The sequence below is a fragment of the Pseudazoarcus sp. NS20 genome (assembly GCF_059703745.1).
Map to the genome: position 1 here is coordinate 208808 of NZ_BAAKIY010000004.1, position 21743 is coordinate 230550.

At 62.2% G+C, this 21743-nt stretch carries 17 protein-coding genes; 12 read left to right on the forward strand and 5 right to left on the reverse strand.

All coding sequences use genetic code 11. The features are described 5' to 3' along the window. Positions 1 to 92 precede the first annotated feature (92 nt). Positions 93 to 1874 (reverse strand): GGDEF domain-containing protein, encoded by a 1782-nt coding sequence (locus AC6H0W_RS12735; protein WP_497577556.1) that lies wholly within the window; start codon positions 1872 to 1874, stop codon positions 93 to 95. 13 nt (positions 1875 to 1887) lie between these two features. Next, a complete protein-coding gene (locus tag AC6H0W_RS12740) occupies positions 1888 to 3678 on the reverse strand; it encodes a sensor domain-containing diguanylate cyclase (protein ID WP_497577557.1) in 1791 nt (596 codons plus the stop codon). Here AC6H0W_RS12740 and AC6H0W_RS12745 point away from each other — a divergent pair. Both AC6H0W_RS12745 and AC6H0W_RS12750 read left to right on the forward strand, forming a co-directional pair. Beyond that, positions 3677 to 5176 (forward strand): DUF2868 domain-containing protein, encoded by a 1500-nt coding sequence (locus tag AC6H0W_RS12745; RefSeq protein WP_497577558.1) that lies wholly within the window; start codon positions 3677 to 3679, stop codon positions 5174 to 5176. The two genes, AC6H0W_RS12740 and AC6H0W_RS12745, sit on opposite strands and share 2 nt — an antisense overlap. Then, complete coding sequence (locus AC6H0W_RS12750) at positions 5169 to 6572, forward strand: DUF3482 domain-containing protein (RefSeq protein ID WP_497577559.1); 1404 nt, start codon at positions 5169 to 5171, stop codon at positions 6570 to 6572. Before AC6H0W_RS12745 ends, AC6H0W_RS12750 begins: the two co-directional genes overlap by 8 nt. 273 nt (positions 6573 to 6845) lie before the next feature. On the opposite strand, the gene murJ is transcribed toward AC6H0W_RS12750, so the two are convergent. Continuing rightward, positions 6846 to 8384: a murein biosynthesis integral membrane protein MurJ gene (gene murJ, locus AC6H0W_RS12755; protein ID WP_497577560.1), complete on the reverse strand. Its 1539-nt coding sequence runs from the start codon at positions 8382 to 8384 to the stop codon at positions 6846 to 6848. Positions 8385 to 8552: 168 nt separating this feature from the next. On the opposite strand from murJ, the gene rpsT reads away from it, so the two are divergent. The 10 genes from rpsT to AC6H0W_RS12805 all read left to right on the forward strand — a co-directional run bounded on the left by rpsT (position 8553) and on the right by AC6H0W_RS12805 (position 17603). After that, entirely contained in the window at positions 8553 to 8819 is a 267-nt protein-coding gene (gene rpsT / locus AC6H0W_RS12760) for a 30S ribosomal protein S20 (protein WP_497577561.1), read from the forward strand. 190 nt (positions 8820 to 9009) lie between these two features. Further along, positions 9010 to 10182 (forward strand): aspartate aminotransferase family protein, encoded by a 1173-nt coding sequence (locus AC6H0W_RS12765; RefSeq protein WP_497577562.1) that lies wholly within the window; start codon positions 9010 to 9012, stop codon positions 10180 to 10182. 9 nt (positions 10183 to 10191) lie between these two features. Next, on the forward strand, positions 10192 to 11115 hold the full coding sequence (gene argF, locus AC6H0W_RS12770) for an ornithine carbamoyltransferase (protein WP_497577563.1): 924 nt from the start codon (positions 10192 to 10194) through the stop codon (positions 11113 to 11115). Between the two features lie 101 nt (positions 11116 to 11216). Beyond that, a complete protein-coding gene (locus AC6H0W_RS12775) occupies positions 11217 to 12446 on the forward strand; it encodes an argininosuccinate synthase (RefSeq protein ID WP_497577564.1) in 1230 nt (409 codons plus the stop codon). Between the two features lie 23 nt (positions 12447 to 12469). Continuing rightward, a complete protein-coding gene (locus AC6H0W_RS12780) occupies positions 12470 to 12700 on the forward strand; it encodes a DUF2788 domain-containing protein (RefSeq protein ID WP_497577565.1) in 231 nt (76 codons plus the stop codon). Positions 12701 to 12710: 10 nt separating this feature from the next. Then, on the forward strand, positions 12711 to 13031 hold the full coding sequence (gene ppnP / locus AC6H0W_RS12785; RefSeq protein WP_497577566.1) for a pyrimidine/purine nucleoside phosphorylase: 321 nt from the start codon (positions 12711 to 12713) through the stop codon (positions 13029 to 13031). Between the two features lie 10 nt (positions 13032 to 13041). Beyond that, positions 13042 to 13527, forward strand: a complete 486-nt coding sequence (locus tag AC6H0W_RS12790; protein ID WP_497577567.1) for a YajQ family cyclic di-GMP-binding protein — start codon at positions 13042 to 13044, stop codon at positions 13525 to 13527. A 312-nt stretch (positions 13528 to 13839) separates the two neighbouring features. Further along, positions 13840 to 15090 (forward strand): collagen-like triple helix repeat-containing protein, encoded by a 1251-nt coding sequence (locus AC6H0W_RS12795; RefSeq protein WP_497577568.1) that lies wholly within the window; start codon positions 13840 to 13842, stop codon positions 15088 to 15090. A gap of 93 nt (positions 15091 to 15183) precedes the next feature. Next, positions 15184 to 16917, forward strand: a complete 1734-nt coding sequence (locus AC6H0W_RS12800; protein WP_497577569.1) for a ShlB/FhaC/HecB family hemolysin secretion/activation protein — start codon at positions 15184 to 15186, stop codon at positions 16915 to 16917. A gap of 233 nt (positions 16918 to 17150) precedes the next feature. Then, on the forward strand, positions 17151 to 17603 hold the full coding sequence (locus AC6H0W_RS12805) for a GspH/FimT family protein (protein WP_497577844.1): 453 nt from the start codon (positions 17151 to 17153) through the stop codon (positions 17601 to 17603). On the opposite strand, the gene AC6H0W_RS12810 is transcribed toward AC6H0W_RS12805, so the two are convergent. Continuing rightward, complete coding sequence (locus AC6H0W_RS12810) at positions 17604 to 18041, reverse strand: type IV pilin protein (RefSeq protein WP_497577570.1); 438 nt, start codon at positions 18039 to 18041, stop codon at positions 17604 to 17606. Between the two features lie 4 nt (positions 18042 to 18045). Beyond that, entirely contained in the window at positions 18046 to 21732 is a 3687-nt protein-coding gene (locus tag AC6H0W_RS12815) for a pilus assembly protein (RefSeq protein WP_497577571.1), read from the reverse strand. Between the last annotated feature and the right edge of the window lie 11 nt (positions 21733 to 21743).

The window sequence follows — 21743 nt, forward strand, 5'->3', positions numbered from 1 at the left end:
GCGAGCGTTTGTTCGGATAGGGCGCAATTACTCTGGTAATTCCGCTGTTTGGGCTGGCCCTGTGTTTTGTTTTTCGTAACGTTGGCGCGTGGTCACACATACGCAATCTCCACCCGATTCTTCCCGTTCAGTTTCGCCCGATACATCGCCTTGTCGGCGCGTTCGGCGACGGTGTCGAGCGACTCTTCGGCCTGCCATAGCGTGACGCCGGCGCTGAAGGTGATCAGCACTTTCTGGTCGTTGAGCAGGAACAGGGCGGAGGTGAGCGCGCGTTGCAGGCGGGTCAGTGCGGCTGCGGCTTCGTCGAGGCTGGTTTCGGGGTAGAGCAGGATGAACTCTTCGCCGCCGTAGCGTGCGACGCTGTCTTGCGGGCGCAGGTTTTCGCGGATGGTCTTGACCAGATGTACGAGGGTCTCGTCGCCGTTGTGGTGGCCGAAGGTGTCGTTGATCTGCTTGAAGTTGTCGAGGTCGAGCAGGGCGACGCACAGCGAGCCGTGGCGGCGTGAGGCACGGCCGCTTTCTTTCTCGAACATGTCTTCCAGCCCACGGCGGTTGAAGGCGCCGGTGAGCGGGTCGAGCGTGATCAGGCGGCTGGTTTCGTCCAGTTCGCGCTGCAGGGCGATGACGCGGGCTTCGGCTTCGTCGGCGCGCTGGCGGGTGGCGATCAGGTCATCGCGCGAGCGCACGGCGTGAATCTGCATGCTGCGGGTCTGGCGCATGACCTCGTCGAGCACCCCGCCGATCTGCGAGATGTCGCGCGCGGCCGATACCTGCTGCGCACATTGGCCGATGGCGTCATGGTAGCTGTCGGTGCTTTCGGCAAAGTCGGCGAGTTGGTCGATGAAGCCGGCAATCATGCTTTTGATGGCCTGCTGGGCTTCGCACAGGTTGTGCTTGAGCTGGCTTTGCTTGTAGATGACTTCTTTCAGGCGCCGTTCGGCGTCGTCGATCTGACGCAGATTAGCCGGGGTGTCGAGCACGCCGCGCAGGATTTCGACTTGCCCATGCAGCCATTGGTCGTCCAGCACCAGTTCGTCGATGTTTTCGAGCAGCAAGCGCAGCAGATTGAGCAAGCCGGTTTGCACTTCGGCGGCCTCGCCGGTAGCCATTTCGAGCTTGAAGGCGAAGCGGCGCAGCAGATCGCCCGTCTGGCGCAACTGCTCGAGTGACTCCGCAGCGTCCAGGGTGCTGGCGATGCCGTCGGCTTCGCGAATCAACTCTGGTTGTTCGGCCAGCGAGGCGGGCACGACTTCGCGCAGCGTGCGGCTCAGCAGGTCGCGCAGGGTGTCGGCGAGCTCGCCCGCCTCGCCTTCTCCGAGCAGGCGCGGCGTAGCGGCTGCGGGCTGCAAGGCCATGCTGGCGGACGGCGCGGCACCGGGCTCTGCCGGCGCAGGTTCGGCCGGGGTCAGCGTCCACGAGCGCACGAGGCTCTGCAGGCGCGCAAATAGGGTGTCAGGGTTGCTGGCGCTGAGCACGCGTTCGAGCGAGTCGCGCTTGCGGGCGATGGTCCAGCCGGCGTGCCGGGCCTCCCATTGCCGCAGCAACTGGCTGATCAGTTCGTTCCACGCGGGTGGTGCCTCTAGCTTGAGCCCGGCAAGGTACTGCCACAGCGCCTCACGGGCGGCTTGAGCGTTCTGGTTGCTCAAGGCTTGGTCCAGTTCGCGCGCCAGACGCTGCCGGTCCGCGTTGTCGCGGGGCAGTTGCTGTGCCAATGCCTGCAGGAATTTCTCCGGTATGGCTTCGTCGTCGGCACTCTCGCCGAGGATTTCGTTGTACAGCGTGCGGTAGTGGTCGGGCGTGGGCGGAATGCGGCGCAGTGCGAGCTGCTTGAGCGTCTCGCGGGCGGTTTCGAAGGGAGTGCTTGGTGCAGGCATCTGGCAGCGTAACTCAGGCGGCCACGAGGACGCGGTTTTTGCCGGCGCGCTTGGCGGCGTACATGGCCTTGTCGGCGCGGTCGATGGCTTCGTGCGTGCTGTTTTCCGGCACGACGCGCGCAATGCCGGCGCTGAAGGTGATCAGCACGCGGCTGTTGTCAGCCATGAAGATGTGGCTGGTGAGCGCGCGTTGCAGGCGCGTCATCACCAGCACGGCCTCTTCTTCGTTGGTGTCCGGCAGCAGGATCAGAAACTCTTCGCCCCCCAGCCGGCCAATGATGTCTTCCTGGCGCAGTGCTCCGCGTGCAACTTCAACCAGATGACGCAGCGCTTCATCGCCAGTGCGGTGGCCGAAGGTGTCGTTGAGCTGTTTGAAGTTGTCGAGGTCAAGCAGGCCTACGCACAGCGATGCGCTGTGTCGGCGCACGCGGGCGATTTCGCGCTCCAGCGCTTCGTCCAGCCCCTTGCGGTTGAGCGCGCCGGTGAGCGGGTCGTAGCGCACCAGCTCGCTGGTTTCATCGAGTTCGCGTTGCAGGCGGGTGATGAGCGAGTTGGCTGCCTCCACCTGCTCGCGCAGGGCGCCGATCTCGGCGCCGGAGCGCTCGGCGGTGTCCTGCACGCTGCGGGTTTCGGTAATCAGCCGCTCTACCACGCCGGTGAGCTCGCCGATGTCGCTGGCTGCGCGGATGTGCTCGGCGCACTCGCTCAGCGTCTGGTGATAGTGGCCGGTGGACTTGTTGAAGCCGGCCAGCCGGTCGACAAAGCCCACCAGCATGCTCTTGAGGCGTTCCTGCGCGTCGCTGAGTTGGCGCTTGAGGTGCTTTTGCTTGTCGATGACGTCACGCAGGCGGCGCTCCAGATCATCCAGAGCCCGGATGTCGAGCGGCCGGTCGAACAGGTGGCCCAGAGCTTCGACCTGGCCGTGCAGCCACTGGTCGTCCATCACCAGTTCGCTGATGTTGCTGACGATGAGCCGCAGCAGGTTGAGCAGGGCGCCGCGTACGGCGTTTTGATCTTCGCCGGCCCACTCCAGGCGGGCGCTGAAGCTGCGCAGGCGTTCACCCAGTTGTGCTTCGGGCGGGCATTGCCCGCCCGACAGCGTCTCGATCTGCCTGGCCAGTTCTGCGGCTTCTTCGGCCAGGGCCGCGTTGTCGGCGAGCAGCGGGGTGATGCCACGGCGCAGCAGCACCGCCAGCCATTGAGCAAAGGCAGTGTCGCTGTCGCAGGTGTCGCCGGCTTCGAGGGGCGCCCGCCGGCTGCGGCGCTCGGCTGCAGAGGCATCGACGGTTGCAGGAGCTTCGAACTTGTCGTGCGTAGAGTCGTTCAGCCCCTCGCGCTGCCAGCTTTGCACCAGCCCCTTGAGGCGGGCAAACAGCAGTTCGGGGTTACTCACGTTGGCGCTGAGCACATGGTCGAGCGACGCGAGCTTGCGTGCGCGAGTAAGGTGCTGATGCGACGAATCGATCTGCCCCAGCAATTCGCGCAGCAAAGTGCCCCACGCGCGCGGCACGTCAGGCAGCGCGGCAAGGCAAGCGTGCAGGGCATTTTCGACTGCGCCCCAGGTGGCGCTTTCGATGGCGCGCTCGAATTCGCCGACGAGGTGCGCTCGCTCGCTGGTGTCGCGTGGCAGGGCAAGTGCGATGCGATGCAGTTCGGCCGTCGGGAACGGCGTTTCGAGCGGCGAGCCGGATATCTCGTGGTAGAGCGAGCGGAAGTTGTCGGGCGTCGGTGGAATGCGGCGCAGAGCAAGCTGGCGGAGGGTGTCGCGCGCGATGTCCAGAGGCTGAAGTGAGAGCTTGCTCATGTCATTCCGTATGCGTGATGACGGATCGAGTGTAGCGCTGCCGGCCCTGCGTGTGGGGGCGCTCAGCTATGCTATGCGCTGGATTGTCGCCGGTTTTCATCTGGATTACATGAGTTCTGATTTCAACGCCGCATTTGATGCTCGTTGGCTCGCCGAAGCCGTTCGTCTGCGCGAGGTATTGCGCGGCCGGCTGGAGGATGCCGCGGCGCTCGCCATGGCCCGCAGCGAAGCGGCCGGGCTGGAGCCGCGCATTGTTGCGCGCGCCGCTCACCTGGGTGAGCGCACCGGGCTGAGTCAGGCACTCGCCGCGTGGAAAGGGCGGGTGCGGCTTGCCGCCTTGGCGCTGCTTTTGCTGGCTGCGCTGGGCGGTGTCGGCGCTGGTCTGGCGGTGGTCGGAGACGGGGTGCGCCCCATCAATGTGGTGTGGGCGCTGGGCGGGTTGCTGGGGCTGCATCTGGTGATGCTGTGCCTGTGGGGACTGGGCTTCGTGTTCGCCGGTTCGGCGCCGGCCGGGCTGGGTGCAAGCTGGAACTGGTTGGCAGTGCGCATGGCGGCCGGCTCGGTCGAGGTGCCGCGAGCCTTCGCTGCACTGCATCGCCATGCCGGCTTGCTGCGCTGGTGGCTCGGCTGCGCCACGCATGCGGTGTGGAGCGCTGCGCTGGGCGGGGCCTTGATCGGGCTGGCCGCATCATTCCTGCTGCGCAATCATGTCTTCGTGTGGGAGACGACGCTGCTGTCTTCGGGCTTTTTCATCGACTTCGTGGCGGTGGCCGGCTGGCTGCCCTCGCTGCTCGGTTTTGCCGTGCCGGATGCCGAAATGGTGGCCGCGAGCGGTGCCACACCGCTGACCGACGAGGCCGCGCGGCGCGCGTGGGCGTGGTGGTTGGTGGGCTGCGTAATGGTGTATGGCTTGCTTCCGCGGGTGGGCTTGTGGGCCTTCTGCGCCTGGCGCTTGAAGCGGGGTCGTGCCGCTGTGCGCCTTGATCTGGCGCTGCCTGGGTTCTCGGAATTGGCCATGGCGCTTGCGCCGGCCAGCGAGCGCATTGGCGTCACCGATGCCGCGCCGCACAGCATTGCGGTGGCGCGCGTGGATGATCCGCATGCGTTCGACGGCCCGCCGGCGCTGGCCGGTATCGAGTTGCGCGGCGACCGCCACTGGCCACCGGCTTTGCCGGCAGGCGTGCGTGACCTCGGCGTGGCCGACTCGCGCGAGCAGCGTGCGCGCTTGCAGGCCGCGCTGGCCGAGCAGCCCGCTCGTCGTTTGCTCATCGTCTGCGATGGCCGCCTGTCGCCCGATCGCGGCAGCTTGTCGCTGATTGCCCAGTGGTCGCATCACGCCGGCCTTTGCGCGGTGTGGCTGGTGGACGCCTCAGGCGATCGCCTGGAGCGCTGGCGTGAAGTGCTGACGGAAATCGGAATGGATGCCGCGGCCGTCCTGCAGGATGAGCACGCGGCGCTGAATTGGCTGATTGCGGAAGAGGGGGTACGGCATGTCTGAAGCAACACGGCCCTTGCGGCTGGCGGTGGTCGGCCACACCAATACCGGTAAAACCTCGTTGATGCGCACCCTGGCGCGCGACACGGGCTTCGGTGAGGTGTCGAGCCGGCCCAGCACCACACGCCACGTTGAAGGCGTGCGCCTCATCGCCGACGGTGAAGTGCTGGTCGAGCTGTACGACACGCCGGGCATGGAAGACGCCATCGCCCTGCTCGAATCGCTCGACGGCTTGGCGGAGGGCGGGGGTGAGCGCCTGGACGGCCCGGCGCGCGTCGAACGCTTTCTGGCTTCGCCGCCCGCCGCCACGCGTTTCGAGCAAGAAGCCAAGGTGCTGCGCCAGTTGCTTGCCAGCGATGCCGGTTTTTACGTGGTGGATGCGCGCGACCCGGTACTGGCCAAGCATCGCGACGAGCTCGCCATTCTCGCCGCCTGCGCCGTGCCGCTGCTGCCCGTGCTCAACTTCGTGCGCAGCCCCGAGGCCAACGAATCCGGCTGGCGCGAGGCGCTTTCACGTCTCGGCCTGCATGCCGTCGTGCGTTTCGACACGGTGGCGCCGGAGAGCGACGGTGAGCGCCGGCTGTACGAAAAACTCGCCACGTTGCTCGACACCTGGAAGCCCTCACTCGACCGTCTGGTGGCTTGTCGCGAGCGCGAAGCCTACGAGCGCCATGTGGCTGCACTGCGTCTGGTGGCCGGCTTGCTGATCGACGTGGCAGCGGCGCGCATGCGCATTCCCACCGACGACGAGGCCGTCGGCCGAAAAGCCGTTGCGGAGCTGTCCGAGCGCGTGCGCAAACACGAGCAGCGCTGCGTCGATGCCTTGCTGGCGCTGTACCACTTCCGCGCCGATGACGTGGATGCCGAAGCCTTGCCGCTGGCCGATGGGCGTTGGGAGCACGACCTGTTTCATCCCGAGACCGTGCGCGACATGGGCGTCAAGGTGGGCACTGGCGCGGCGGCCGGGGCGGCGGCCGGCATGGGCGTTGATCTGATGTTCGGGGGGCTGACGCTTGGGGCCGCTGCAGCCATCGGCGCGCTGGCCGGCGGTGGCGTGCAGGCGGTGCGCCACTTCGGCGACCGCGTGTTGGGTGCGCTGGTGGGCAAGCGCGACCTGGCGGTGGATGACTCCATCTTGCGCTTGTTGGCGCTGCGCGAATTGTCCCTGGTGGCCGCTCTGGAGGCGCGCGGCCATGCCGCAGTAGAGCCTCTAAGGCGTACCGTCGAGGGTGAGCGCTGGCGCGAGGGCGATTTGCTGCCGACCTTGTCGCGCGCCCGCGGCCACCCGGAATGGTCGGCGTTGTTGGCCACCGCCGAAGACGACGGCGCGCGCGAACGCGCAATCGAAGCCCTGGTGGCTGAGATCGAAGCGAGAAAAAGCGAAGCAATGGCGTTATAGGTCGCCGCCCAGCCAGGGACGAAATGCGACAGCAGCAAAGGCGCAGCGCTGACCGTCATTGCGAGCGCAGCGCGGCAATCTGCTGAGGTGCCGCGTGCAATCGCTGCGAGATTGCCGCGTCGCTTCGCCCCTTGCAATGACGGGTGCTGAAGTGGTTCGATTGTGGGCAGTTCGCTGCTCCGCCAAAAGCGAAATGCGACAGCGGCGGTAGTGATGGGCGTGGGCTGTCGGAATTTGCTGCGCTCATCCCGACCTACGGCGTCTTGCGTGGGTTTAGCGCGCGACGTGTTTGCGGAAGTCGCGCGGGCGAAAGCCCAGCGCGATCAAGGTGGCGAAATACGCAGCCATGCCGCCTGCCACCAGCAACGCGAGGCGCCAAAGGCGTTCGGTGGCGTTCCATTGCATCCATGCGGCCTGCTCGCCCATGCCGAACCACAGCGCCACGCCCAACACGATCAATGCTGCCACCAGCTTGAGCACAAAGGCCGTCCACCCCGGCAGTGGCGTGTAAATGCCCTTCTTACGCAACGTGACGTACAGCATGCCGGCATTGAGCAGCGAGGCCAGGCCAATCGACAGCGCCAGCCCGGTGTGTTGCAGAGGCACGATGAAAATCAGGTTCATCACCTGCGTTGCGGCGAGCGTGATCAGCGCGAATTTGACCGGCGTGCGGATGTCCTGCCGGGCGTAGAAGCCGGGCGCCAGAATCTTCACCGCGATCAGCCCAGTGAGGCCCACGCTGTAGGCAATCAGCGCAGTGCGCGTGTGCAGCACGTCTTGCGGCGTGAAGGCGCCATGCTGGAACAGCGTCGAAATCAATGGCACGGCCAGGATGGCCAGTGCCAGCGCCGCCGGCAGGGTCAGCAGCAAGGTCAGGCGCAGCCCCCAGTCGAGCATCGACGAGAACTCTTCGGCCTTGCCGTCCGCGTTGAGCTTGGAAAGGCCGGGCAGCAGGATGGTGCCCAGCGCCGCGCCCAGCAGCCCGGCTGGAAACTCCATCAGGCGGTCGGCGTAATACAGCCACGACACGCTGCCGCTTTGCAGGAACGAGGCGAAGATGGTGTTGATGAACAGCGAGATCTGCGCCACCGACACCGCCAGCATGGCCGGCAGCATCAGCTTCATCACGCGCTGCACGCCGGGGTCGGACCAATTCAGGTCGAAGCGCGGCAGCATGCCGACCTTGGCGAGCGGGCGCAGTTGCAGCGCAAGCTGCAGCACGCCGCCGATGAATACCGCCCAGGCCAGCGCCAGCACCGGCGGGTCGAAGTATGGCGCGGCGAACAACGCCATGACGATGAAGGCGATGTTCAGCAGCACCGGTGTGAAGGCCGGAATCGCGAAGCGGCTCCAGGTATTCAGAATGCCCCCGGCCAGCGCCACCAGCGACATGAAGAAGATGTACGGCGCAGTGATGCGCGTCATCTCCACTGTGAGAGCGAACTTGTCGGGGTTTGAGGCGAAGCCCGGCGCCGACAGATACACGATGATCGGCGCGGCAATGATGCCCAGCACCGAAATGGCGGCGACCACCAGCCCCAGCAGCGTGGCGACGCGATTGACCAGGGTGTGGGCTTCGTCCTCGCCGCGGCGGTTGCGGTACTCGGCCAGAATGGGTACGAAGGCCTGCGAGAAGGCGCCTTCGGCAAACATGCGGCGCAAGATGTTGGGCAAGCGGAATGCGACAAAAAAGGCATCGCTCGCCACGCCGGCGCCAAAGGTGCGGGCGATGACGAAATCGCGCACGAAACCGAGTACGCGCGAGATCAGCGTCATGCTGCTGACCGTGGCGAGGGCGCGAAGCAGGTTCATTCTCGGCGGGGTGGCGAAGTAAAACGCGCATCATACCGACGATTGGGCGTAGCATTGCCGGCCCGAAGTGTGATGATCTGAAAGCGCCCCACGCGTTGACTTGCATGCCGGGTAATCACACGGTAGACTGCCGCGTTTTGTAGAACCAATTACCACGGAAGAACAAACATGGCCAATTCGGCACAAGCCCGCAAGCGCGCCCGCCAGGCCGTCAAGGCCCGCGGCCACAACGCCAGCCTCCGCTCGCGTCTGCGTACCGCCATCAAGGCCGTGCGCAAGGCTATCAGCGGCGGCGACAAGGCTGCAGCGCAGACGGTTTTCAGCACGTCGATGAGCACCATCGACAGCATCGCTGACAAGAAAATCATCCACAAGAACAAGGCCGCGCGCCACAAGAGCCGCCTGTCGGCCGCCGTCAAGGCCATGGCTGCCTGATCGGTTCCGGATGATGTGAACGCGGCGGCCCAGGCCGCCGTTTTCGTTTGTGCTTCAAGGTTTTCAGGCGCTCCCGGGTGGGGCGATTCTGTACTTTGAGAGCACTTTCGCTTAGTATTTTAGGCTTCTCCATCCACGGCGGCGCCTGCCGCCGTGTGCGTTTCTGGATCGATCCGACCGGGGCTCTCTGATGTCGCACCTGATGAACACCTACGCCAGATTGCCGGTGGCGTTTACCCACGGCGAAGGCGTCTGGCTCTTCGATGAGACAGGCAAGCGCTACCTCGATGCCCTGTCGGGCATCGCCGTTTCAACGCTTGGGCACAACCACCCGCGACTGGTGCGTGCCATTGCCCAGCAGGCCGCCTGCCTGCTGCATACCTCCAACCTCTATCGCATTCCCCTGCAGGAAGAGCTTGCCGATCGCCTGGCCGATCTGTCGGAAATGGACGAGGTGTTCTTCTGCAACTCCGGTTGTGAAGCCAACGAGGCGGCCATCAAGCTGGCCCGCATGCATGGTCACAAGCGCGAGATCGCCAACCCTACCATCATCGTCATGGAAAGCGCCTTCCACGGCCGCACCATGGCGACCTTGTCGGCCACCGGCAACCGCAAGGCACAGGCTGGTTTCGAGCCTTTGGTGTCGGGTTTCGTGCGTGTGCCGTACCGCGACATCGATGCCATCCGCAAAGTCGGTGAGCACAACGCCAGCGTTGTCGCCGTGATGCTCGAAATGATTCAGGGCGAGGGCGGCATCCACATGGCCGACGAGGCCTTCCAGCGCGAACTGCGCCAAGTGTGCGACGAGCGCGGCTGGCTGCTGATCTGCGACGAAGTGCAGTGCGGAATGGGGCGTACCGGCACGTGGTTCGGCTTTCAGCACGCTGGCGTCAAGCCTGACGTGATGACGTTGGCCAAAGGCCTTGGTTCGGGCGTGCCGATTGGCGCCTGCCTGACGTCCGGCCGCGCCAAGGGTTTGTTCGGGCCGGGCAACCATGGTTCGACCTTTGGCGGCAACCCGCTGGCTTGCGCGGCTGCGCTGGAAACGATTTCGACCATCGAAGACGACAAGCTGGTAGCCAACTCGGTAACGGTGGGCGATGCCATTCGTTCGGGCTTCGCGAAGGCTTTCGAGGGCGTGACCGGCGTGGTGGATATCCGCGGGCGCGGCCTGATGATCGGCATTGAGCTTGATCGCCCGTGTGGCGAACTGGTCGGCAAGGCGCTTGAAGCCGGGGTGCTGATCAACGTGACGTCCGAGCGGGTGGTGCGTTTGCTGCCGCCCCTGACCTTCAGCGAAAACGACGCGCAGCGGCTCATCGAGCTGCTTGCCCCGTTGATCCGCGATTTTCTTGCGAAGTAAGCCCAGCCGATGACTTCGCCCAGACATTACCTTCAATTCCGTGATTTCAGCCGCGAAGAGTACGACCACATCTTCGAACGCACGCGCTGGATTAAGGACAAGTTCAAGCGTTACGAGCCCTATCACCCGCTGTTCGATCGCACGCTGGTGATGATCTTCGAGAAGGCCAGCACGCGCACGCGCTTGTCGTTCGAGGCCGGCATGCACCAGTTGGGTGGCTCGGCCATCTACCTGAACACGCGCGACTCCCAACTGGGGCGCGGCGAGCCGGTTGAAGATGCCGCACAGGTCGTCTCGCGCATGTGCGATGCGGTGATGATCCGCACCTTCGAGCAGGAAATCATCGAGCGCTTTGCGGCGAACTCGCGCGTGCCGGTGATTAACGGGCTGACCAACGAGTACCACCCGTGCCAGATTCTGGCCGACATTTTCACCTTCATCGAACACCGCGGCCCCATCCAGGGCAAGACGGTGGCGTGGATCGGTGACTCCAACAACATGTGCAACACCTGGCTGCAGGCGGCCGAGGTGCTGGGTTTCAACGTGCATGTGTCGACCCCGCCGGGCTACGAAGTCGAGCCCGAGCGCGCCAATCTGTATGGCACCGACAATTTCGAAGAGTTTGCCGACCCGATGGATGCCTGTCGCGGCGCCGATCTGGTGACCACCGACGTGTGGACGTCGATGGGCTTCGAGGCCGAGAACGAGGCGCGGGTGAAGGCCTTCGCCGACTGGTGCGTGGATGCCGACATGATGGCGGTGGCCAAGCCGGACGCGCTGTTCATGCACTGCCTGCCGGCGCACCGCGGTGAAGAGGTGACGGGTGACGTCATCGACGGCCCGCATTCGGTGGTGTGGGATGAGGCCGAGAACCGCCTGCACGCCCAGAAGGCGCTGCTGGAGTTCCTGCTGCGCGGCAAGGTGAACACGTAACACGGGTCGTATCAATTAGCCGGCAAGGTACGCCTCGCCGGCTGGCGGTGACAACGAATTCAACCAAGGCGCCACAAGCGCCGAACTGACTGGAAATACAGATGAGCGATGTGAATAAAGTCGTGCTCGCTTATTCGGGCGGGCTGGATACCTCGGTGATCCTGAAGTGGCTGCAGGACACCTACGGCTGCGAAGTCGTGACCTTCACAGCCGACCTCGGCCAAGGCGAAGAGCTTGAGCCTGCGCGCCAGAAAGCGCTGAAATTCGGCATCAAGCCGGAAAATATCTTCATCGACGATCTGCGTGAAGAGTTCGTGCGCGACTTCGTGTTCCCGATGTTCCGCGCCAACACCATCTACGAAGGCGAGTACCTGCTGGGCACGTCCATCGCCCGCCCGCTGATCGCCAAGCGCCAAATCGAAATCGCCCAGAAGACCGGTGCCGACGCCGTGTCGCATGGCGCCACCGGCAAGGGCAACGACCAGGTGCGTTTCGAACTGGGCTACTACGCACTGATGCCGGGCGTGAAAGTCATCGCCCCGTGGCGTGAGTGGGATCTGCTCTCGCGTGAAAAGCTGCTCGCCTACGCTGAAAAGGCCGGCATCCCCATCGAAATGAAGCACAAGCAGGGTGGCTCGCCCTACTCGATGGACGCCAACCTGCTGCACATCTCCTTCGAAGGCCGTCACCTCGAGAACCCGGCTGCCGAAGCGGAAGAAGACATGTGGCGCTGGACGGTGTCGCCGGAAGCCGCGCCGGATTCGGCCGAGTACGTCGATCTCGAATTCGAGAAAGGCGATCTGGTTGCCATCAACGGCACTCGCATGAAGGCTCATGAGTTGCTCGCCAAGCTCAACGAGCTGGGCGGCAAGCACGGCATCGGCCGTCTCGACCTGGTCGAGAACCGCTATGTCGGCATGAAGAGCCGTGGCTGCTACGAAACCCCGGGCGGCACGATTCTGCTCAAGGCGCACCGCGCCATCGAGTCGATCACGCTCGACCGCGAAGTCGCCCACCTCAAGGACGACCTGATGCCGCGCTACGCCAGCGTAATCTACAACGGCTACTGGTGGAGCCCGGAGCGCTTGGCCATCCAGGCGCTGATCGACAATACCCAGCAGACCGTGAACGGCTGGGTGCGCATTAAGCTGTACAAGGGCAACGTCATCGTCGTGGCGCGTGATTCGAAGACCGATTCGCTGTTCGATCCGACCATCGCCACCTTCGAGGACGACGCCGGTGCGTACGACCAGAGGGACGCGCACGGCTTCATCCGCCTCAACGCGCTGCGCATGCGCATCGCGGCCAACGCCAAGCTCAAGCGCGGCTGACGGGAGCAGGGCGGTAGCACGGCATGCATTCTCAGCCAATCATCTTCGGACTCACCGTTGCAGAGTTCGAATCCATTTCGCTGAAGGTGCTGCTCACCGCCCTGATCCTGTACATGATATTCATCATCGGTAACCTCGCGTGGAAGTCCAAGGCGGGCAAGTACGGCACCATGTGGATGTTCGTCGCGCTCGGGCTGGGTTTCCTCGGGTTCATCTCCAAACCTCTGATCCAGCGCATGCTGGGCATCGAGTGAAAGGATTCACATGAGCATCACCGAGAAGTATTCCAACGTCGAACTCCAGACTGCCGCCAACGTGTATTTCGACGGCAAGTGCGTCAGCCACAACTTCATCACCGCCGACGGCGTGCACAAATCGGTTGGCGTGGTGCTGCCGGCCAAGCTCAATTTCGGCACCGGCAAGCCCGAAGTCATGGAGTGCGTGGCAGGTAGCTGCCGTTACCTGCTCAAGGGCGAGAGCGAATGGAAGACCTGCTCGGCCGGCGAGATGTTCAGCATCCCGGGCGATTCGAGCTTCGACATCGAAGTGACCGAGGCTTTCCACTACATCTGCCATTACGGCTGAAGGGGGCGCCATGCCGTCGTTTGACATCACCTCAGAGGTCGACCTCGTCGCGCTGAAGAACGCCGTCGACGTGGCCAACCGCAAGATCACCAACCGCTACGACTTCAAAGGCACCGATGCCCGCATCGAGCAGGCCGAGAAGCTGCTGACGCTGCACGGTGACAACGACTTCCAGCTGGATCAGATGATGGCCATCCTGCTGCCCGAGATGACCGGCAAGAAGATCGACGTGCGGTGCCTCGAGCACGGCAAGGTCGAGAAGGTTGGCGGCAACAAGGCCAAGCAGGAGCTCAAGGTGCGCGTCGGCATCGAGCAGGAAGCGTCCAAGAAGATCGCACGCATCCTGAAAGACAGCAAGCTAAAGGTGCAGGCGGCTATCCAGGGTGAGGCCGTGCGCGTGAGCGGGGCCAAACGTGATGTGCTGCAAGAGGCCATCGCGCTGGTGAAGAAAGACGTCACTGATCTTCCACTGCAGTTCGGTAATTTCCGCGAGTAAGCGTTTCGCCCGTTGGTTGAAATTACAAAAGGCCGTTCCCGAAAGGGGGGACGGCCTTTTGCATTGTTGGGCCCGGCGCATAAGCCCCCGTGAGGGTTTTGCTGGGATCTCGGGGCGTTGTGCGAATGGATGGAGGTCCGTGACCGTGATCCACGAAATTCATATCGCATTGTAAAATATTCTATAGAAATATTTAATTTATCTCCACGGGATGCCTCTACTAGGATGGACAGGTGGCCGCTTGAGCTCGTCGAAGTGCTTCGTTCATGCGAGTTCGGTTTTCATGTGCCTGAAAATAAAGGAGATAAAACCATGAGATCGCAAAACACAACGCTAGCCGCAGCCGTGATCATGGCGCTCGCATTGGTGGGGTGCAGTGGTAGTGGTGGCTCGACCCGCTCGGCGTCGTCGGGTGTGGATACGGGGGGCGGAGGCGGAAATGGTGATGGCGGCCGGGTTGCAAGTGCTACCGGGATCGAGGGAGTGGTGCAGGAAACGGCAAATATCACGGATGGAGTGGGAGGTACCGTTGCCCGCTTGGGTGATGCGATCAGCCAGCAGTCTCTGCCACTGCTTGGCAACAGCGTCACCAGTGGAACCGGAGCAGTGATCACGCATGCCGGCTTCGCTGTCAATTCGCTCGCAAAGGGCTTGCACGACGGGCTGGGAATGTACCGCACCAACGACAACGCTCTGGGCGTGACTGTGGGCGGGGTAGGTGGCGCAGTGAGTGACGCAGGCCGAGGCGTAGGCGCGGTGGGCGACACCGTGGCCGCGTTGAGTGAGTTGCCGGTGCTCGTTCAACTCGACGATGCCACCGGCGTTGTCACCAAACTGGGCGCAACGGTTTCCGCGCTGGGCATGAAAACCTCCATGCTCGGTGACACCCTTACGCTGACCTTCACCGATGAGCAGGGGCACCTTTCCGGTCTGACCGGCAAGCTCACAATGGCTGTACGGCCGGTGCTCGCCAATGTGGAAGGGACCACCCAATACTTGGGTGATGCCTTGATCATTGGCCCTGTCCTGGATCAGGTGCTGAGCAATGTGGGCGGTGTGTTGATGGGCGTCGATGGCAAGACCGAGGGTTTGCCGCTGTTGTCTGAAGGCGGTGACCTGGCCGGTGGCGTAGGTCAGTTGCTGACCACCTCGGGCACGCTGGTGACCGCTGGAGGCGGCGGCAACGCTGCTTGCGGCACGCTTGGAAACGGTATCGACTGCCTTGTGGGCAGTGTTCTCGATGCAGCCGATACGCCGACCAAAGGCGCCATTTCTCCTGTCACCGGCGGAGCCTTCGTGATCGTTGACGGAGCCACCGATGTAGTCGATGGTTTGACCGGCAAGCTCCTCGGAAATGCTGGTGATCTGCTCAGCGGCGCTACGCTGGGCGACAAGGTTGACGGCGTGGTGGTCGGCCTGACCGGCACCGTCGATAAAGTCACCGGCAACCATCTCACCCCGGTGACCGGAACGGTCAATACCGTGGTTGATGGCACCACCAATGTCGTAGACCAACTCGCCGGCCATCTGCTCGGCGCGTTGCGTCCCCGCAGTTCCCGGTAAGCCTCGGGCGCAACGCCCGGAAGCAGTTCCAATGCAGGGGCGGGTGTCCGCCCCTGCCAAGAATTCGCGTGTGCCTACTCGGAACTGATCTGAATGCGAGCAACCCGACATGAAGTTACGGCCCTGCTGGGGGCCGTGTGCGTGGCCATTACTTCTGCTCAAGTGATGGCGCGTGATGTACCCCGCGTAGCGGACGAACAGCACCCCGCTGCTCCCGCCGACCAGCCTGATCGCCTGTTGCCCGGCGACACCCGGGGTGCTGAAGTGACGCTTCCAGAGCAGCTGGAGGGCGAAGCCGGTCGTGACATGGTTGAGGTTAAGCACATTCGCTTTCAGGGGGGTACCGTCTTCCCCCTTGAAGATCTGGCGCGTGATCTGGCGCCGATGGTCGGGAAGCGGGTTGCGCCGGCCGACATCGCCGCGGCAGTTCAAGCCATCACCCAGCGTTACCAGGACGCGGGCTACCCGCTGTCGTTCGCCTATCTGCCATCGGGCAATTACGTCGATGGTGTGGTGGTCATCGTTCTGGTCGAGGGCTTCATTGCACGCACGGAGATAGCAGTCGACTCATCACCCGTGGCGCGCCGGGTCGAACGGCTTGCGCAAAAAATGGTGGGGGAGCGCCCGCTCACGCGCGCCACCTTCGAGCGCTACACCGCCTTGATCGAACGTATTCCGGGGGCAGAGCTGAGCATACGGGCGCCGGTGCCGCGCACGCACTCCGGGGCTACAACCCTGCGTGTCGAAGAGCGGCGTGTGCAGCGAGTCTCTCCGACGATGTCACTCGACGGCGGAGACGACAACGACTATCAGGTGCTTGGCAGCATCGCGCTCCAGTCGAACACTTCGCAGGCAGAGCGGCTCACGGCGGCTGGGCTGTGGCCCCTCGAGGGGGATGACCGCTTCTACGCCATCGAGTACGAGCAGGATATTGGCGACGAGGGGTTGAAAGTCTCTCTCGCGGCCAGTCGTTACGATGCCAACGAGCCCCTTGATGACATCGCCTTCGGTGGCGTTGCTCTGTCTGACGGCGAGCAAGAGCAGCGCACCGACCGTTACCGTATCGGGCTCGAGTACCCGTTGTGGCTCGCCTCGACGGGCTTCTGGCATGTCGGTGGGGCGTTCACGCATCACCGGCAGCGCAGTGATCTGGTGTATCAGCAACCGGTTCGCACCGGCATCGAGCAAGAGGTTTCGTATTCCGCTGCCGAACTCAACACTCGCTATCGCCGCCTCGGCCAGCGTCGCCTGCTGGAGCTCGGCGCAGGCGTCCGCCAAGGGGTAGGTTGGAGCCGTGTCAGTCGTGCTCGGGCGTGTGTTGGCATGGCCTGCGGAGATTGGACAGATCTTGATGTCGATCTCGACTTCACGCGCGTCTCCATGCAGGCAGCCTGGATCGAAGCCTTGTCCCCACGTTGGCGCCTCACGACCCGTCTGGATGGCTTCTGGTCGGGCGACAGTTTGCCATCGCCCGAGCAAGGTAACTATGGGGCCGCGAAGTTCGGTCGGGGGTATGGCTCCAGCCAGGGCGTAGGTGACCGGGGCATCGCCGGCGAGATCGAACTGCGGCGTATCCAACCGACCGGGTGGAGTTGGTTGAGCCAAGTCGAACCCTATCTCGTACTTGACGGCGCACGAACGCGCTTCAACGACAGCCGGGTCAGTCACGAGCTGGCTTCGGTTGCCCTGGGAGTGGAAATCAGCCGAGGGAAAACCTACCGACTGCGGGTGGAATACGCCAAGCCTATCGGCGAGCGCGACTTCGAAACCAATAACCGCAGCCACCGCTTGAATGTACGCATCAGCTGGGATTTGCGTGGGGAATGAGGGGCGTCTGGCGGTGAAGTAAGCGTCCGAATAGTCATAACGCAAGATCTATATGCCCGCATTGTGCAAGCAGCAATGCGGGTTTTGTTTACTTAAAATAATGATTAATGAATAATTTAAAATGACATTGTTATTTCGGTGGCCATGTGAAATACGTTCATTCGATACAGGAGTGTGGCTCGACTTTGATTGAGTTGATGATGGCGGGTTGTGTAGCGGTGGTTCTGCTGAGCATGGCGGTGCCTACATTTAGCAGTGCTTTAGATAACCACCGCCTGACAACCTTCTCCAATGCCTTATACGGCGATTTCAGGCTGGCTAGGTCAGAGGCCATTAGGCGCGGTATGAGGGTGACTGCGTGTGTCAGCGAAGATGGCCAGACTTGCTCTGCGTTAGCCGACTGGAGTGATGGTTGGGTAGTTTTTGCCGATCCGAATGGCAATGCGCAGCGTGAGGAGAATGAAGTTCTGATCCGTTCAGTGCAGACACCGCCGCAGGGTCTGCTAGCGACCGGAAACGGGACGTTGGCACGCTATGTTTCGTATCTGCCGTCAGGTACAACGCGTACTGTGGCTGGTGCGCTTCAGATGGGTACGATCAGCGTGTGCAGCGGGCGGGGCACGCGCGCATTGATCGTGAGTGCTTCCGGCCGTGTGCGGATTGAGCGGAAGCGGGACTGCGACTGATCACCAACAGTCGGAAACGTTACCGCTGCCGCTTTCTGTGCGTGTGCCGGCTTGATTCAGAGCCAACGTGCCGCACAGGGTGTCACGCTGCAGTTGAGGGCCGATGGGGATGGCCGTAATCGTGTAGGTGCTAGCACTCAGGTTGCTGGCGGCAATCGCATAGCGCGCGTTCAGATTCCCTGTTGTGCTGCAGCCCAAGGCTGGTGCAGCTCCGACGTACGTCATGCGTGTTGTGTAGAAGCGTTCGAGAAACTGAGCGTGCTCCATGACGCACGCTTTAGCTGCAGCACGGTAAGTCTTTACGACATGAGTCTGATATGCCGGGAATGCGATGGCGGTGATGATCCCAACAATCACCAGAACTATCATAAGTTCCAGCAGGCTGAAACCAGCACCTCTGCGGAGTGACGGTGAGCTAGACGTAAGGCGTGAAGTCATGGTTTTAATTCCTGAGCATTTCACGCCACGAGGTGCGACGAGATGTGATGGAAGTGCCGGAGGTAAGTAAAGTGCTCACCGAGCCGTCGTCGAGACTGGTTTGCATCACGTTCTCGATAAAAACCGGGTTGTTCGGCGCGCTGACGAAGCCGACCCCAGAAACGTCCATGTACACGCCATCAACTAAAAGCTGATCGGCTTGATTGAAAGCGCTGTCAAGTGAAAGGTCAAAGAACGTGCGGTCGAGTCGGGCTCCCGTGAATGGGTTGATTGCCATGACAAAGCCTGTTCCGGACGGGCGGCAGATGTCGGTCGAATCAGGGGTGCGGCTGGTGCCGATCAGGACGTCGCCTTGCATGAAATTCGGGACGACCATCCGTTCTCCTAGGGCTCCCGTGACTGGAGAGACCAAGTCAATGAACCAACCGGACTTACCGTTCAGGTCGCTGCTGGAGCCTTCTTCGATCACTCGGGCCGCGAAGTCATTGACTATTCCTTCTGCCAGAATGTCTCGTTTCACGAGATCGCTGTGACCATTGATCAATGGTCCGCTGGTCGTCGCGCCCGAATCAATCAGCCCATACCACGTTTGCACGTCGGTGTTGGTCGTGTCTCCATTGTTCAGGTAGCGCCCCGTACCGAAGAAAATCCAACGCTGCGAGTTTTCAGGGTTGACGATTGACAGCGGCGCGGCAGTGATGGGTTGTGCAGTACCACCGCCGCTTTGAGCTGTGAATATTCTCGTGACAGACGGAGTGCCTGCCAAGTTGTTGAAGCGCCAGAGGTTGCCGTGCATATCACCGGCATACGCGGTGTCGATGAAACCGTCGGAATTGCTGTCCAACGTATAGACAGCTGACAATCCGTTGCCGCCAGAGGCTCCAGTTGGTACGCGTCTTTCTGCACCATCCGTGACGCGAATCATGATCAGGTCAGCACTGCCACCTGTGTTATCGGCCCCGTTACCGAGGATGACGCGCCAATCACCATCTGCAACCTGCGCGATGATTGGCTTGCCGATATTGCGGCCAAGGCTGGCTAGCTCAGTACTGGATGTGTGTGTTTTCTCCCAGAGAAATGTGACATTGCTTGGGTCGGTTACATCCAGCGCAAACAGTCCCGGGCCGCCTCGGCCCATGGAGCCGACCAGAATGGTGCGCCAGCGGCCGGCGCCTCGGGTGTCGTAGATGTCCGCAACGGTAAGTTCGCCGTCGACAAAGAACTTGTGCGAATAGTCGCTCTGCGTATAGCTATGTAGATTTGAGTTGATCGCCATGTTTGGAATGAAGGCGAAGGTTTCCACCCCGGTATTAGCGTTGAAGCCGTGCAGCATCCCGTCATTGGCGCCCACATATACGATGGGGGTGCGGTTCGCTTGGGTGTTAACGAAGTTGGCATATTGAGCAGCGCCGGCGAACTGTGTGCCGAAATACAGCAGAGGCGTGGGCTGACCTACGAACACCGGTTGTGAGTGCACGATGTCACCTAGAATCCCTGTGCGCGTGCGCAAGGTGCCGTTTGGAATTTCATTGGCGCGCTGACCGCGAATGTAATTTACGGCGTTTTCGTTGACCAAGATGCTTCGCTGAGATGTATTCAAGTTGGCCCAAGTAAACAGCTTGAACTGCGAGCTATTGGGGTCATTGAAGCGGATGTTGCGTTGATCCCATTGAGGAAGCTGATTGCTCGCGGTCCAGATTGGCGGCTCAATCAAGCGACCAGTGACGTTGTCAAGTGAATAGGATTTCAATTCGCCATACCAGGAGCCGCTAACGAACTGTGCTTGGTAGCTGCGGGTGCTGGCGTCGAGTTTGGTAGAGCTGGTGGCCAGCGATGAGCCCGAGCCCACCTGAGCGCTGGCAACGCTCGCGAATGCAGCGGTAAGGCTTTGAACCATGGATTCGGCTCGCCCGGCCGTATAAAAATTATCCGGTCGCTTGAAAGAAGCCTGACCGTTGCCTGCGCTACCGAACGGCGTCAGGGTTTCCCCGTTGGTGTGCCACCATGCTTCCGGCAGGGCCGTATTGCCCCAGGTGGTGGCGTCGAAATCAACCGGCAGTCGGGCACCTCCGTACTTGGCCGCGAGCGCGTATTGATTGCGGGCCATGCCTTCGAGCGACTGCCCTTCCAATACGTCGACCCAATAGGTTGAAATGGTGGTGCGGCCGCCGCTCAGATCGCTCCGAATGTCACGCGAGCGCGCGAACCAGGCCATGCCGGCTATATGGGCTGAGTTGTAGCGACCAGTGAAGGCGTCACAACGGTCGCCGATGTTCCCGATACCCTCCATCGCTCCAACTGCGTTGCTCATGGCAACCACATCCAGCGCGGTGTCGGCGGAGACCTCGGCAGGCATGCCGGGCTCCCCGTCCCCGCAGGAACTGCCGGGAAGGTTCTTGTCCCGGTGCGAGTAGATATCGCCGATACCGAGGATGACATTGCTCTGGCACCAAAGCTGTACGGGATCGCTCCAGTTTGTGATGACCGGAAAACCATCGGCTTGCTCTGCGGAATATCCGCTGCTGTAAGCCGCCACTGGGCCGATGTTGCGGAAATAACGCAATGCGGTGTAATACAGTTCGCTTACGGGGTCGAAGTTCTTGTTGTTGTTTTCGTACTGCTGGCCGAACCGGTTGAGGTAGTTGATTACACCGCTGTATCCACTGGCAGGTGCATTGCTGTCCGGATCTCGAATCAATACCCCCGTCGTGGCACTCCATTCGCGATTCGGGTTAATTACTGCACCTCCTGTCCCCGGCATGGTGGGGCCTATGTATTTCATGGGCGCGCGCAGCACACCCCCGTCACGCGTCGCGCTGTTGTCGTTGAGGTAGCTGAAGGCGGCATAGCGCATCTCGCCGGAATACTCTTGCAGAGTCCCTTCAGGCTTCGATGCTGATCCGTATTGTTTGCAGTTCGGTTCCAGCAGGCCGGGAACGCACACGCGCACGCGAACGGTGACTTCGCAGCCTCGGTCAGTGCATGCGCTTTCGGTGCCCGCCGTATTCAGAGGGTTGTAGGGACGGACGGACGAGTTGATGTCGTCGTTACCGATACGAAAGCGCATCTTGTTACCCAGCCCTTCGACACGCATGCGCATGTAGTTATTGCTGGTGAAAGGGGTGCTGCGGGTTAGAGCGTTGCTTGATGTGCCGCTGGCAGGCAGCCGGCGATTTGGAAAATATCCTGTTCCGCCTTGACCGTCATGACGAGCTTTTTCCAGCCATGTGCCGCTGAGCCGTGTTGTCGCCGTATCGGTGCTGTCGTCACGTACGCGCAGGCCCCCGGTAAGCGCCTTGCGAAACGGGTCAATTGTTTGCGTGGCTGCCCAGTTGAGGAAGTTACCGCTCCAAGGGGCTGCGCTGTTCGTGCAGCGACGAGTGGTAGTGCGTTCGATAGGGTAAAAATGCCGTTCCGCTTCGGTGATGCTGTAGTGATACTGGTAACACTTTCCGGAGTCGAAATAGCCAGCATAAACAGTATTTTCGCTGTAGTCGCCCAAGTTGGCGACGCTGTTGATGGTCGGGAACTCGACCGACGGCGTTAGAGCAAGATTGCCGGGTATGCTGCCGCGAACGTGCAGTGGGATTTGCGATACCTGTTGAGCCTGCGCCGTGCCCGGCATCAGGGGCACGGTGAGCCCGAGGCTGAGTGCGCAGATTGCAGGGGTAAGGAGGCGAAGGGTTTGCATGGTCGGTCTCC